15 protein-coding genes are annotated in these 12879 nt (G+C 68.3%); 4 read left to right on the top strand and 11 right to left on the bottom strand.

The window, feature by feature from the left end; all coding sequences use genetic code 11:
- Positions 1-38: 38 nt before the first annotated feature.
- Positions 39-1313, bottom strand: coding sequence for an aspartate kinase (locus tag Q8K49_RS06925; RefSeq protein WP_305305008.1), 1275 nt, complete (start codon positions 1311-1313; stop codon positions 39-41).
- Positions 1314-1368: 55 nt separating this feature from the next.
- Between Q8K49_RS06925 and ubiG the strand changes: the two genes are divergently transcribed.
- Both ubiG and Q8K49_RS06935 read left to right on the top strand, forming a co-directional pair.
- A complete protein-coding gene (gene ubiG, locus Q8K49_RS06930; RefSeq protein WP_305305009.1) occupies positions 1369-2172 on the top strand; it encodes a bifunctional 2-polyprenyl-6-hydroxyphenol methylase/3-demethylubiquinol 3-O-methyltransferase UbiG in 804 nt (267 codons plus the stop codon).
- A gap of 105 nt (positions 2173-2277) precedes the next feature.
- Entirely contained in the window at positions 2278-2499 is a 222-nt protein-coding gene (locus Q8K49_RS06935) for a hypothetical protein (RefSeq protein ID WP_305305010.1), read from the top strand.
- On the opposite strand, the gene Q8K49_RS06940 is transcribed toward Q8K49_RS06935, so the two are convergent.
- The 5 genes from Q8K49_RS06940 to Q8K49_RS06960 form a co-directional block, all read right to left on the bottom strand.
- Positions 2496-2999, bottom strand: coding sequence for a GNAT family N-acetyltransferase (locus Q8K49_RS06940; RefSeq protein ID WP_305305011.1), 504 nt, complete (start codon positions 2997-2999; stop codon positions 2496-2498). The genes Q8K49_RS06935 and Q8K49_RS06940 overlap by 4 nt on opposite strands.
- Entirely contained in the window at positions 2999-3430 is a 432-nt protein-coding gene (locus Q8K49_RS06945) for a DUF1178 family protein (protein WP_305305012.1), read from the bottom strand. The genes Q8K49_RS06940 and Q8K49_RS06945 overlap by 1 nt, the downstream gene beginning before the upstream one ends.
- Positions 3427-4263 (bottom strand): carbon-nitrogen hydrolase family protein, encoded by an 837-nt coding sequence (locus Q8K49_RS06950; RefSeq protein WP_305305013.1) that lies wholly within the window; start codon positions 4261-4263, stop codon positions 3427-3429. Before Q8K49_RS06950 ends, Q8K49_RS06945 begins: the two co-directional genes overlap by 4 nt.
- Entirely contained in the window at positions 4260-4520 is a 261-nt protein-coding gene (gene grxC / locus Q8K49_RS06955; RefSeq protein WP_305305014.1) for a glutaredoxin 3, read from the bottom strand. Before grxC ends, Q8K49_RS06950 begins: the two co-directional genes overlap by 4 nt.
- Before the next feature lie 87 nt (positions 4521-4607).
- Positions 4608-5414 carry a ComF family protein gene (locus tag Q8K49_RS06960; RefSeq protein WP_305305015.1) on the bottom strand — a complete coding sequence of 269 codons (807 nt, stop codon included), beginning with the start codon at positions 5412-5414 and terminating at the stop codon, positions 4608-4610.
- On the opposite strand from Q8K49_RS06960, the gene Q8K49_RS06965 reads away from it, so the two are divergent.
- Complete coding sequence (locus tag Q8K49_RS06965; protein ID WP_305305016.1) at positions 5413-6297, top strand: methyltransferase domain-containing protein; 885 nt, start codon at positions 5413-5415, stop codon at positions 6295-6297. The genes Q8K49_RS06960 and Q8K49_RS06965 overlap by 2 nt on opposite strands.
- A 3-nt stretch (positions 6298-6300) precedes the next feature.
- Here the strand turns inward: Q8K49_RS06965 and Q8K49_RS06970 are convergent, their stop codons facing one another.
- The 4 genes from Q8K49_RS06970 to Q8K49_RS06985 are packed head-to-tail and all read right to left on the bottom strand — an operon-like array spanning position 6301 to position 9261.
- On the bottom strand, positions 6301-6483 hold the full coding sequence (locus Q8K49_RS06970; RefSeq protein WP_370867739.1) for a Flp family type IVb pilin: 183 nt from the start codon (positions 6481-6483) through the stop codon (positions 6301-6303).
- 20 nt (positions 6484-6503) lie between these two features.
- On the bottom strand, positions 6504-6902 hold the full coding sequence (locus tag Q8K49_RS06975; protein ID WP_305305017.1) for a (deoxy)nucleoside triphosphate pyrophosphohydrolase: 399 nt from the start codon (positions 6900-6902) through the stop codon (positions 6504-6506).
- A gap of 8 nt (positions 6903-6910) precedes the next feature.
- Entirely contained in the window at positions 6911-8287 is a 1377-nt protein-coding gene (gene argJ, locus Q8K49_RS06980) for a bifunctional glutamate N-acetyltransferase/amino-acid acetyltransferase ArgJ (RefSeq protein WP_305305018.1), read from the bottom strand.
- A complete protein-coding gene (locus tag Q8K49_RS06985) occupies positions 8284-9261 on the bottom strand; it encodes a peptidylprolyl isomerase (RefSeq protein WP_305305019.1) in 978 nt (325 codons plus the stop codon). Before Q8K49_RS06985 ends, argJ begins: the two co-directional genes overlap by 4 nt.
- Before the next feature lie 243 nt (positions 9262-9504).
- Between Q8K49_RS06985 and secA the strand changes: the two genes are divergently transcribed.
- Positions 9505-12360, top strand: coding sequence for a preprotein translocase subunit SecA (gene secA, locus Q8K49_RS06990; protein ID WP_305305020.1), 2856 nt, complete (start codon positions 9505-9507; stop codon positions 12358-12360).
- Between the two features lie 13 nt (positions 12361-12373).
- Here secA and Q8K49_RS06995 read toward each other — a convergent pair whose 3' ends face one another.
- Positions 12374-12865, bottom strand: a complete 492-nt coding sequence (locus tag Q8K49_RS06995; RefSeq protein WP_305305021.1) for a helix-turn-helix domain-containing protein — start codon at positions 12863-12865, stop codon at positions 12374-12376.
- Between the last annotated feature and the right edge of the window lie 14 nt (positions 12866-12879).

Here is a 12879-nt window from a genome sequence, read left to right on the forward strand (position 1 = left end):
TGAACGACGCCGCAGATGGGCGCCGTCCGGCTCAATTCCTAGACGTCTTCGAGTCCATAGGCCGCATGAAGCGCACGAACGGCCAGTTCTGCATACGCTGCATCGATAAGAACGCTGATCTTGATCTCGGATGTCGAGATGGCCTGAAATTTCACGCCCTTGTCGGCGAGCGCGCGGAACATGGTCTGGGCCACGCCGGCGTGGCTGCGCATTCCGACCCCAACCACCGAGACCTTGGCCACGTCCTCGTCGATGCGCAGCTCCTGAAAGCCGATCTCGGCCTGCGCAGCGCGCATCAGCTCGGCGGCGCGGGCGGCGTCGCGGCGACCGGTGGTGAAGGTCAGGTTGACCGCCCCCTCGGTGCGTGACGAGCCCTGAACGATCATGTCGACATTGACGTTGGCCTCGGCCAGCCGGGTGAAGACGTCGGCCGGGGCGTCGACCCGGTCGGTCAGGCCCAGCAAGGTGAGACGGGCCTCGTCACGGCTCATGGTCACGCCGGATACGATGCGTTTTTCCACGATTTCCTCCTCGTCGCAGATCAGTGTGCCGGACTTGGCGGGCAGGATGCCGTTTTCGTCGGGCTCGATAAAGCTCGACAGCACCCGCACCGGCACGCGCCTGGCCATGGCCAGTTCGACGGAGCGGGTCTGTAGCACCCTGGCCCCGAGCGAGGCCATTTCCAGCATCTCTTCGTACGAAATCTTCTCGAGGCGGCGGGCTTTGGATTCGATGCGGGGGTCGGTGGTGTAGACGCCGTCGACGTCGGTGTAGATGTCGCAGGCGCAGCCCAAGGCCGCCGCCACGGCCACGGCTGAGGTGTCCGAGCCGCCCCGACCCAGGGTGGTGATCCGGCCCGAGCGGCTGACGCCCTGGAAGCCGGGAACGACGGCGATCTCGCCCTTGTCCATGGCGGCGCCCAGCACCTCGCCGGGCACGTCCTCGATGCGGGCGCGGCCGTGGGCCTCGTCGGTGAGGATGGGAATCTGCCAGCCCATCCAGCTGCGCGCGTTCAGCCCCATGTTGCGCAGCGTGAGGGCCAGCAGGCCGGCGGTGACCTGTTCGCCCGAGGCGACGACGATGTCGTATTCGTCGTCAGACAGCTCGATGCCCTGCCCCGGCCTTCCGGCGCCGTCGGTCCAGGCGACCAGTTCATTGGTTTTCCCGGCCATGGCGGAGACGACCACGGCGACCTGTTTGCCCGCGGCGGCCTCGGCGGCGACGATGCGGGCGGCGCGACGGATGCGTTCGAGGTCGCCCATCGAGGTGCCGCCGAACTTCATCACCAGTCGCGTCGTAGCTGGCCGCGTCATCGTGGCGGATCGCCCCATCTTGCGTGGAGGGCCGCGCGGGTTCATCCCACAGCCCATGGCCGCTTCTAACGACACGGTATCGGTGCGCAAACCCCAAAGCGGCGCGGAATTCGACGAGGGGGCCGCCGGTCCCTCGATCGACCCCGCCGATGTGGCCCGGTTTTCGGCCCAGGCGGCGGAGTGGTGGGACGCGCACGGACCGTTTGCGCCGTTGCACAAATTCAATCCGGCCCGGCTGGCCTTCGTGCGCGACCGGGCGGCGGAGCGGTTCGGAAAGGATGTGAAGAGCCGCGCGCCATTCGACGGCCTGACCCTGCTCGACATCGGCTGTGGCGGCGGGCTGATCGCCGAGCCGATGCGGCGGCTGGGGTTCGCGGTCACCGCCGTCGACGCCTCAGCCGAGAACATCGGCACGGCGAAGGCGCATGCGGAGCAGCAGGGCCTCGACATCGCCTGGCGCGCCGCGACGGTGGAGCAGATGGAGGCCGAAGGGGCCGGACCATTCGATGTGGTGTTGACGCTGGAGGTAATCGAACACGTCGCCGATCCGCCGGCCTTCATCCGCGCCTGCTCGCGGCTGGTGAAGCCCGGCGGGATGATGATCGTCGCCACCCTGAACCGGACGCTGAAGTCGCTGGCGCTGGGCAAGGTCGCGGCGGAATACATCCTGCGCTGGGTGCCGGCGGGGACCCACGACTGGCGGCAATTCCTCAAGCCCGACGAAATCCGGCTGATGCTGTCGGAAGAGCCGGTGGCGGTGAGTGGACCCTATGGCCTGGTCTATGATCCGTACACGGATCGTTGGAGCGAGAGCGACGACGCGGGGATCAACTATATGATGGTTGCGACGCGGGACTGAGGCGGTTCATCGGGGGTTCATCGACCTGACATCGAAGTAACGGGACAGCCAAGCTTGACGATGAGATGAGGGCCTTCCCTTCAGTTTCCCACCTCAGGAGCCCCCATGAAACGCCTGCTCATCCTCTCCGCCCTGTCCGTCGCCCTCATGACCTCGGCCTGCGTCACCGTCATCGACGCCTCCGACAGCGACGATCTGGCCTGGCACGGCGAGAGCGCCCAGCCGTTCGATGAAGCCCGCGCCGCTTGCCGCACCTCGACCGGCAAGGGTCAGCGCCGCGACGAATTCCGCGCCTGTATGGCCGACAAGGGTTGGGCCCGCAGCTAATCCGTTAGCTGTCGCGCCATATAGCGGGCGTCCGGGCCGTAGCCGGCCGGTTTATCCACCATGCCTCGCGGATCCTCCACCACGAAGCCGTGCCGTTCCCAGAACGGAGCGGCGTCGTTGACGGCCACGAGCGTCAGGGCCGGCCAACCGGCGGCGCGGGCGTCGGCCGCCAGACGCTCGACGATGGGGCGGGACCAGCCGCCGCCGCGGACGGCCGGGTCGAGCGCGAGGTCATGCAGGTACATCACCGAAGCGTCGTGCGGGATCGTATCGATCAGTGTGTTGAGCGCCGGGGCGGCGTCCGCGGTCCACGGATAGGCGACGAGATAGCCCTGCGGCGGCCCCTCGCCATCGGCGAGGATGAAGCAGCCGGAGGGGTTAAGGGCCAGCCGGTTCTCGAAACAGTCGCGGCCCTCGAAATGGTCGGGGAAGCCGATAGCAGCGATGGCGGCGACGGCGTCCAGATCAGCCCAGGCCATAGACCGCCACCCGAGGGCCATCAGTTCAGCTTGTCCGGGGCCGGAGGGACCAGCGGCAGGGCGGCGCAGGGGACGCCGTCGTCCTTGAGCTTCTTCACCTCGGCGGGGGTGGCCTCGCCGTAGATCTCGCGCTTCTCGGTGCGCCCCTCATGGATGTCACGGGCTTCGCGGGCGAAGGCGTCGCCGACATAGTCGAAATTCCGCTCGACATGGGTGCGGACCTCGCGGGCGGCCTGCGTCATCAGGGTCCGCATCCTCGCGGGATCAGCCGCGAGGGCGGTCTTGCGGGTTCCCGCCACCGCCGGCGACATGATCTGTTTCGACACAACGCTGGAGCCGCAATGGGGGCATTCGACCAGCCCCCGCGCCGCTTGGTCGTCATAGTCCGCCGAGGCGCCGAACCAGGCCTCGAAGCCATGGCCCCCGTCGCACTGGAGGGCGTAGCGGATCATGCCGGAGCCTGGAATTCGCGGTCGTGGGTCAGCTGCGGCACGGCGAGGCGGGCGCGGGTGACGGCCTCGAAATCCAGGGTGGCGAACAGAACGCCCGGTTCGTCGTGGTCCAGTTTGGCGACCACCTCGCCCCATGGCCCGACCACCGTCGACCGGCCCCAGGTGCGGCGGCCGTCCTCGTGCGCGCCGGCCTGGGCGGGGGCGAGGATGTAGCAGCCGGTCTCGATGGCGCGGGCGCGCAGCAGGGTCTCCCAGTGGGCCTCGCCGGTCGGGACGGTGAAGGCGGCGGGGACGGCGATCATCACGGCCCCGGCTTTCGCAAGCGCGCGGTGCAGCTGGGGGAAGCGAATGTCATAGCAGATGGTCAGGCCCAGCTTGCCCCAGGGCGTGTCGGCCACGACGGCTTCGTCGCCGGGCCGGATGGCGGCGCTTTCGCGCCAGCGTTCGCCGGTCGGCAGATCGACATCATAGACGTGCAGCTTGTCATAGGTTGCGACCACCGCGCCCGCATCGTCGATCAGCAGGGAGCGGTTGGCGGCGCGATCGTCGCCCTCATGCCCCGACTTGACGATCGCCGAGCCGATCAGCAACCAGACGCCCAGCTCCTGGGCCAGGGCGCGCAGATTGCCGACCACCTCGTCGCGGTCCTGGGAGGTCAGGGCGGCGGCGCGGGCGGCGGGGTCCTTGATCAGGAAATTGGTCGCCTCCGGCGTCAGGATCAGCTTCGCCCCCCCCGCCGCCGCATCGCGGATCAAGGGCTCGACGTGGGCGAAGGCCGCCGCCGGGCTGGCCGGGGTGCGGGTCTGAATCAGGGCGATCGGAAGGGTGCTCATCCAGCCTCGAGCAATGCGTCCAGCTCACCCCGCCGGTCAAGCGCATGCAGTTCGTCGGAGCCGCCGATGTGTTTTCCACCGATGAATATCTGCGGGAAGGTCATGCGGCCGCCGGAACGCTGGATCATCTGCTGCTTCTTCGCCGGGTCATGGGAGGCGACGATGTCCTCATAGTCGGCGCCCTTGCGGTCCAGCAGGTCACGGGCGGCGTAGCAGTAGCCGCAGCCGGGCTTGGTGTAGATGACGACGTCGGCCAACGGGGTACTCCAGTTTGATATCGCCGCCCTCAAGCAGCGAGCCCGTCATCCCCGCGAAGGCGTGGACGCGCGGCGAGCGGGCTATGCTCATGTAGTCAATTGCCGCGCCGTGCGCACCCGGGCCACGACGGCCAGGTCCACGGCGCGGGCGCCGGCCTCGAGCAGCGCGCGGGCGCAGGCCTCGGCGGTGGCGCCCGTGGTCAACACGTCGTCGACCAGAAGGATGCGACGCCCCTTGATCCGGCGGCGGCCTTCCTCACTGACGGCGAAGGCCTTTTTGACGTTCAGGCGGCGACCGCGCGCGGACTTGCCGCCCTGGGTGGTGGTGTGGGTCGTGCGGATCAGGGCCTCGGGCAGATAGTCGAGGCCGGCGTCGCGGGCCAGCGGCCGGGCGATCTCGGCGGCCTGGTTGAAGCGCCGGGACAACAGGCGGAAGCGGTGCAGCGGCACGGGGGCGACGGCGTCGGCTTCGTCCAGCAGGGGCGCGGCCGAGCGGGCGATCCAGCGGGCGAAAAGCGGGGCGAAGGGCTGGTGGTCGCCGTGCTTGAACTTGAGGATCAGCCCGCGCGAGGCCTCGTCATAGACACAGGCCGCCCGGGCGCGGGCGAAGGCGTAGGGCTGGGCCAGGCAGGCGGCGCACCGCGCCGACGCGAAGGGTCCGCCGTCCATCTCGAATCCCGCGCCGCAGCCGTCGCAGACCGGGTCCTCAAGGAAGATCACCCGGCTCCAGGCCCCGGCGGTCAGGCCAGCCGAGGCCGTCGCCTCTGGACTATCGTGGGCGAGCGACGGCAGCAGCAGGTCCGCCACGCCGCGGCCCAGCGCGCGGGCGCCGAGCGCGATCCGCGGGACGGCGGCTTTCAATCGATCGCGCCAGACCCCATCCTGAAGCCGCATGAGCCCCTCCTCCGATCCTCCCCGCATCTTCGACGTTCAGCGCCGCACGGCAAGGCTTGAACGCAGCGAAAAGACGCTTTCCCGCGCCGACTTCCTGCATGCGCGGGCGGCGGACAATGCGGTCGGCAGTCTGGAAGCCCTCATGCGGAACTGGCCCGGAGCGGCCGATCTGTCAGCGCATCCCGGAGCCTTCGCCGCGGCCCTGGTCGACAGCCCGGCGGCGGAACGGGTTGGACCGGTGAAGGCGGTGGGCGACCGGGCCGCGCGGGCGGGTCCGGGCGTCGCGCCGCCTGATCTCGCGGACGGGTCGCAGGACCTGATCGTCTCGTTGATGAGCCTGCATTGGGCCAATGACCTGCCGGGCGCCCTGAGCCAGATCCGGCGAGCCCTGAAGCCGGACGGGCTGTTTCTGGGCACATTGTTGGGAGCCGGGACGCTGAAGGAACTGCGGGCGGTCCTGACCGAGGCCGAGCTGGAGGCGCGCGGCGGGGCCCAGGCGCGGGTCTCGCCCTTCGCCGACGGTTTTGACGGCGCGGCCCTGTTGCAGCGGGCCGGGTTCGCCCTGCCGGTGGCCGACGTCGACCGGGTGACCGTCCGCTATCCCGACCTGTTCGCCCTGATCCGCGACCTGCGCGCCATGGGCGAGACCAATGTGCTGACAGGGGCCGTGCGGCCGCTGACACGCGGCATCCTCGGCCGGACGGCGCAACTCTATGCGGAGCGGTACGCCGACGCCGACGGCCGCATCCCCGCGACCTTCGAGATCGTCCACCTGGCCGGCTGGGCCCCGCATGAGAGCCAGCAGAAGCCGCTGCCGCGCGGGTCGGCGAAGATGCGGCTGGCCGATGCGCTGGGGGTCAGAGAGCAGACGGGGGAGGAGTGAGCCTCACCCGCCCATGGCGCTGCGGAGCATGTCCATGGCGCCGTTGAAGATGCCGCTGCCCGTCGCCCCGAAAGCGTTCAGGGCGCCGAGGATGACCAGGAACATCAGGGCCAGGATCATGCCGTATTCGATCGCGGTCGCGCCGCTTTCGTCGCGCCGGAGGCGGGTGAGGAAGCGTTTCAGCATCGGCCCCCTCCTTGCGGCGGCTAGAGAAGGTCGCGAAGCCAGGCGACCAGGGGTTCGTCGGCCGGAGGCATGGGAAAGTCCGAAAGCTGGCTCGGCCGGACCCATTTCAGCGCCGCATGCTCGCGGTTCTGAACCACCCCCGACCAGCGTCGGCATAGCCAGAGTGGCATCAAGAGGTGAAATGATTCGTAAGCGTGGCTGGTAAACACGAATGGGGCGAGACAGGCCTCGGTAACGTCGATGCCAAGTTCTTCCTTCAGTTCGCGGATCAGGGCGGCCTCGGGCCGTTCGCCGGGCTCGACCTTGCCGCCCGGAAACTCCCACAGACCGGCCAGTTGCGTGCCCTCGGGCCGCTGGGCGATCAGCACCCGGCCATCCGCGTCGATCAGGGCCACGGCGACGACGAGGACGGTGGGCAACCCGTCGCTCACGACCGGTAGTCGCCGTTGATCTCGACGTAGCGCTTGGTCAGGTCGCAGGTCCAGACGGTGGCGGAGGCGCGGCCCCAGCCGACGTCGACGGTGATGTCGATCTCGGCGTTCTTCATATAGGCGCTCATCTTCGCCTCGTCGTAGTTGGGGGCGGGCGCTCCGTCGACGGCGGCGACGTGGGGGCCAAAGCGGATGGCGAGGCTGTCGCGATCGACCGGCTCCTCGGTCTTGCCGACGGCCATGACGACCCGGCCCCAGTTGGCGTCCTCGCCCGCCAGGGCGGTCTTGACCAGGGGGCTGTCGGCGATTGACTTTGCCAGTTTACGGGCGGAGGCGGGCGAGGCGGCGCCGTCCACGGTGACCTTGACGAATTTGGTCGCCCCCTCGCCGTCGCGGACCAGCTGGTGGGCGAGGTCGAGCATGACCTTGTCGAGCGCGGCCGAGAATTCCTTCAGCCGGCGGTCACCAACCCGGCCGATGCGCGGCGCGCCCGAGGTGCCGGTGGCGAACAACAGGCAGGTGTCATTGGTCGAGGTGTCGCCGTCGACCGTGACGCTGTTGAAGGTGGTGCGCACATGCAGGCCCAGCAGGGCGCGGAGCACGGCGGGCGAGATGGCGGCGTCCGTGACGATGAAGCCCAGCATGGTGGCCATGTCGGGGGCGATCATGCCCGACCCCTTGGCGATGCCGGCGATGCGGACCTTGCGACCCTCGATCTCGCATTCGGCGTACGACCCCTTGGGGAAGGTGTCGGTGGTCATGATGGCCTGACCGGCGCGGGCCCAGCCGTCAGGGTCCAGCCCCGCCTCGATCTCGGACATCCTGGCGACGATCTTGCGGTCGTCCAGCACCACGCCGATCACGCCGGTGGAGGCCAGCATGACGTCGCGCTGGCGGCAGCCGAAGCGTTTGGCGACCTCGGAAGCCGTGCGGCGGGCCGCGTCGGCCCCGGCCTTGCCGGTAAAGGCGTTGGCGCAGCCGGCGTTGACCACCAGAGCCCGCACGTCCTGACCACCGTCGGGGGCATCCAGATGACGTTTGCACCAGTCGACCGGCGCCGAGCCGATCTTGTGCCGGGTGAAGACCCCGGCGCAGGTCGTGCCGCGCGCGAAGCTGAACACCACCAGGTCGTCGCGCTCGTGCTTGTAGAAGCCGGCCCGGGCGGTGGCGATCTCTACCCCGCCGATGGGCGGGATAGCCGGGAAGGGCACGGCCAGCGGCGAAATTTCGAGGCCCGGCTTGCCCGGCGCGGCCTTGGGCGGCGGCGCAGCGGCCCGCTTCAGGGCGGCGGTCAGCGGGTCGAAGGCCTTTTCGATGGCCTGTTCGATCTTCTGGCCGGTCGAGGCGCGTCCGGCCTCGGGGGGACGGCTCATGACGCCTTCTTGGGCGCAGGCTGCGCGGCGACGGCGGGCGGCGACGCCGGGGGCGAGGCGGGCGCGGCGGGCGTGCCGGCCGAGGGCGTGGGCGGGCGCGGCGCCGAGGCCGGCTCCTGCGAGCGGGGCGTGTCGCCGGGCAGAAGCACCTCGACCTCGGCCTTGCCGCGCAACTCCTCAAGCAGCTGGCGCACGCCCTCATAGGTCAGGTAGCGGACGATCTGTGGCCGGGCCTGTTCCAGCGTCGGCGGGGTTTCGCGGCGGCGGTCCTCGACCCGCAGCACAGCCCAGCCGCCCTCGGTCTGGAACGGACCGACGGTCGAGCCCGCAGGGCGGTCGCGCAGGGCGTTCTTGTAGGCCTCGGGCATGACGTCGATGGTCCGGTAGCCGAGGTCGCCGCCGGAATAGCGGGTCGCGTCGTCGATCGAGCTTTCGGCGGCCACGGCCTCGAAGGCCGACCCCTGCGCCAGAATGCCGATCACGGCGTCGGCCTCGGGCCGGGTTCGCGACAGGATCAGGCGGACGCGGACTTCCTCAGAGGTCTGCGCCAGACGCACCTGCTCCTGATAGATGGTCTCCACCGCCCGGTCGGAGATCGAGCCGTTGACCACGGTCTCGACAAGCATGTCGCCGAGAATGCGCTCGCGCGTGGCTTCCAGCCGGCGCTGGGCGAGGGCGGAGTTGTCGAGGCCGCGGCGCTGAGCCTCGCTGGCCAGCAGCTTCTGGTCGATGACCTCGTCCAGCACCCGGCGGAACAGGTCGGAGGTCACGTCCAGCGGCTCGCCCTCGCCGACCAGACCCTGGGCCACCGCTTCGCGCTTGACGTCAGAAGCCCAGATGGTCTTGCCCTGGACCTCGGCCACGGCGCGATCGCCGGGTTCGGGGGCGCGGTCGGCCTCGCCGCGGGGGCCACAGGCCGCGAGGGTCAGAAACGCCGCAAGAAGTACGGGGACGAAGGGGTTGAAAAGCCGCATTTGGGCGCGCTCCGTCACGGGGCGACAAAGCCCCTCGCGTTGACAGGGATAAGGCCGGTGCTTAAGTCCCGCCTGCGCCCAAGTCGAGGGGTTTTCGAACGATCGCGCGGCCCTCGCGCGCGCCTGTGACAGGCGCACCGGGCCGTCGTCGCCGAGACCCCCTCCCCCCGCGCAGTCGTCGCCGCTCCTTCGGGACCTTATCAGTACCAGAGCCCCTGTCGCTCGCCCGCCTTCGGATCATCCATGCTCGGCATCGCCAAGAAGATTTTCGGCTCCTCCAACGACCGCAAGGTCAAGGACTTCATGAGCCGGGTTCAGAAGATCAATGCGCTGGAGGACCGGTTCGCCGCCCTGTCGGATGACGAGCTGCGCATGATGACCGACGCCTTCCGCGACCGGATTGAGGGCGGCGAGACCCTGGACAAGATCATGAACGAGGCCTTCGCAGTGGCCCGCGAGGCGTCAAAGCGGGTGCTGGGTCAGCGCCAGTATGATGTTCAGCTGGCCGGCGGCATGATCCTGCACGACGGCGGCATTGCCGAGATGCGCACGGGCGAGGGCAAGACCTTGGTCGCCGTGGCGCCAGTGTACCTCAACGCGTTGGCGGGCAAGGGCGTGCACGTCATCACGGTCAACGACTATCTGGCCCGCCGCGACGCCGAATGGATGGGCCGGGTCTATCGCTTCCTGGGCATGGACGTCGGGGTCATCGTCAACGGCCTGTCCTCGGGCCAGCGGCAGGCGGCCTATGCGGCCGACATCACCTACGGCACCAACAACGAGTTCGGCTTCGACTATCTGCGCGACAACCTGGTCTATGACCGTAAGGAGATGGTGCAGCGTCCGCACCATTTCGCCATCGTCGACGAGGTCGACTCCATTCTGGTGGACGAAGCGCGTACGCCGCTGATTATCTCGGGCCCGACAGAAGACCGGTCGGACCTCTATCTGATCGTCGATGGGATCATCAAGGAACTGATCCTCGACACGACCACCTTCGATCTGGACGAGAAGCAGCGTCAGGCGCTGCTGACCGAGGAGGGTTCCGAGAAGATCGAGGAGATCATGGAGCAGCGCGAGCTGTTCGCGCCCGATACCACCGGTCTGTACGACGCCGCCAACATCACCCTGGTGCACCACATCAACCAGGCCCTGCGCGCCAACACCCTGTATCAAAAGGACAAGGACTACATCATCAAGGCCGGCGAGGTCATGCTGATCGACGAGTTCACCGGCCGGATGATGACCGGGCGCCGCCTGTCCGAGGGCCTGCACCAGGCCATTGAGGCCAAGGAAGGCGTCAAGATCCAGCCCGAGAACCAGACCCTGGCCTCGGTCACCATCCAGAACTATTTCCGCCTGTACGAGAAGCTGTCCGGCATGACTGGCACGGCCGCGACCGAGGCCCAGGAATTCCTCGACATCTACAAGATGGACGTCCTGGAAGTGCCGACCAATCGGCCCGTCAAGCGCATCGACCACGACGACGAAATCTTCCGCACCGCCGCCGAGAAGAACCAGGCCATCGCCGCCCTGATCGCCGACTGCCACCTCAAGGGCCAGCCCATCCTGGTCGGCACGGTATCGATCGAGAAGTCCGAGACTCTGTCTGAATTGCTCAAGACCTATGAGCACAAGGTAGAGACCGGCCGCAGCCTGAAGCCGGCGTTCGTGGGCAAGGACAAGGAGGCCGCCAAGATCGGCGACGCCGCCTATGACATCACCTACGAGGTTCTGCTGCGGGGTATTCCGCACAGCGTGCTGAACGCCCGCCAGCACGAGCAGGAAGCCTATATCGTCGCCGACGCCGGCCTGCCGGGGGTGGTGACCATCGCCACCAACATGGCCGGCCGCGGCACCGACATCCAGCTGGGCGGCAACCTGGACATGCGGCTGCAGAAATGGCGTCAGGACCGACGCAACCTGGCCATCGAGGTCACGCCCGAGGACGAGGCCGTCGAAGAGACGCGACTGAAGGCCGATATCGCGGTTCAGAAGGAAATCTCGCTGGCCGCCGGCGGCCTGTTCGTTCTGGGCACCGAGCGCCACGAGAGCCGCCGCATCGACAACCAGCTGCGCGGCAGGACGGGCCGTCAGGGCGACCCCGGCACCTCGAAATTCTTCCTGTCCTGCGAGGACGACCTGCTGCGCATCTTCGCCGGCGACCGCCTGGACGCCATCATGCGCAGCTTCGGCGTGGCCGAGGGCGAGGCGATCAGCCACCCGTGGCTGAACCGCGCCGTCGAAACGGCCCAGAAGCGGGTCGAGACCCGCAACTACGACATCCGCAAAAACCTGTTGAAGTACGACGACGTCGTGAACGACCAGCGCAAGGCCGTGTTCGAGCAACGCCAGGAGTTCATGGACGCCACGGACCTGTCCGAACTGGTGGGCGAGTTCCGCAACGACGTGATCGCCGACCTGATCGAAAAGCATATGCCGCCCAAGGCCTATGCCGAGCAGTGGGACATCGACGGTCTGGACGAGAAGGTAAAGTCGACCCTCGGCCTTGAGCTGCCGCTGCACGACTGGGCCGCCGAGGAGGGGGTTTCGAACGAGGAGTTCGAGGAGCGGCTGCTGGCCGCCGCCGACGCGCGCGCCGCCGAGCGGCTGGAGCAGATCGGGGTGGAACAGACCCGCGGCCTCGAGCGGCAGTTTCTGCTGCAGATGATCGACATGCAGTGGCGCGAGCATCTGGTTCATCTGGACCACCTGCGCGGCGTCATCGGCCTGCGCGGCTATGGCCAGCGCGATCCGCTGAACGAATACAAGACCGAGGCCTTCAACCTGTTCGAAACGCTGCTCTATGAGCTGCGCCACAACGTCACCCGCTGGCTGATGACGGTCGAGTTCCGCTTCGAGGCCCCGCCGGCGATGGACATGCCCGAGTTCCAGGAAATCCATCTGAATCCAGGCACGGGCGAGAACGAGATGTCGAACCCGCTGGCGCAGAATCCCGAAGGGATGGCCCAGGGCGACGACCGCGCCCGCCTGCCGGTCGATGTCCTGCCCGTCGGCTGGGAGCGCACGCCCCGTAACTCAGACTGTCCCTGCGGCTCGGGGCGGAAATTCAAGCACTGCCACGGTAGTTTGATCTAGGCTTCAGGATCAGTCAGGCGGGCGTCGCGCGGAACCGGGGCCGGGGCGGACGGACGGCGTCCCGCCCGGCAAACCTCACGATCCGCCGGAATTTGGGACAGTCCACAAGACCCGGCGCTGTGCAGGCCGCGGCATGCAGCAGCCCCTCCCGCATCCGGGAGAGGACTTCGATGCGGCGCCCCAATTCCTCGGCCTTTGCCCTGAGGCGGGTCTTGTCGATGTCCGGCCGCCCCGGCCCGGTCAGCATCGCCGCAATCTCATCAAGTGAAAAACCGGAGGCCCGGCCCAGTGCGATAAGGGACAGCCGCTCGACCGTTTCGGAATCGAACAGACGCTTGAGGCCGCGCCGGCCCGTAGAGACGATCAGCCCCTTCTGTTCATAAAATCGGAGCGCGGATGCGCGGACGCCGGACCTGCGGGCCAGTTCCGAGATATCGATGTCGAACACTCTTGACCTCAAGTCAGCTTGAACTTGCAGAATGAGCGGGCAGGACGAAACCTGCAACAGCGAAAGAGAGC

The sequence above is a fragment of the Brevundimonas sp. genome (genome assembly GCF_030682035.1).
Taxonomy (GTDB): domain Bacteria; phylum Pseudomonadota; class Alphaproteobacteria; order Caulobacterales; family Caulobacteraceae; genus Brevundimonas.

Coding starts and splice junctions, on each gene's coding strand:
- Q8K49_RS06925 (WP_305305008.1), bottom strand. CDS start 1,313: ATGACGCGGCCAGCTACGACGCGACTGGTGATGAAGTTCGGCGGCACC.
- ubiG (WP_305305009.1), top strand. CDS start 1,369: ATGGCCGCTTCTAACGACACGGTATCGGTGCGCAAACCCCAAAGCGGC.
- Q8K49_RS06935 (WP_305305010.1), top strand. CDS start 2,278: ATGAAACGCCTGCTCATCCTCTCCGCCCTGTCCGTCGCCCTCATGACC.
- Q8K49_RS06940 (WP_305305011.1), bottom strand. CDS start 2,999: ATGGCCCTCGGGTGGCGGTCTATGGCCTGGGCTGATCTGGACGCCGTC.
- Q8K49_RS06945 (WP_305305012.1), bottom strand. CDS start 3,430: ATGATCCGCTACGCCCTCCAGTGCGACGGGGGCCATGGCTTCGAGGCC.
- Q8K49_RS06950 (WP_305305013.1), bottom strand. CDS start 4,263: ATGAGCACCCTTCCGATCGCCCTGATTCAGACCCGCACCCCGGCCAGC.
- Q8K49_RS06965 (WP_305305016.1), top strand. CDS start 5,413: ATGAGCCCCTCCTCCGATCCTCCCCGCATCTTCGACGTTCAGCGCCGC.
- Q8K49_RS06960 (WP_305305015.1), bottom strand. CDS start 5,414: ATGCGGCTTCAGGATGGGGTCTGGCGCGATCGATTGAAAGCCGCCGTC.
- Q8K49_RS06970 (WP_370867739.1), bottom strand. CDS start 6,483: ATGCTGAAACGCTTCCTCACCCGCCTCCGGCGCGACGAAAGCGGCGCG.
- argJ (WP_305305018.1), bottom strand. CDS start 8,287: ATGAGCCGTCCCCCCGAGGCCGGACGCGCCTCGACCGGCCAGAAGATC.
- Q8K49_RS06985 (WP_305305019.1), bottom strand. CDS start 9,261: ATGCGGCTTTTCAACCCCTTCGTCCCCGTACTTCTTGCGGCGTTTCTG.
- secA (WP_305305020.1), top strand. CDS start 9,505: ATGCTCGGCATCGCCAAGAAGATTTTCGGCTCCTCCAACGACCGCAAG.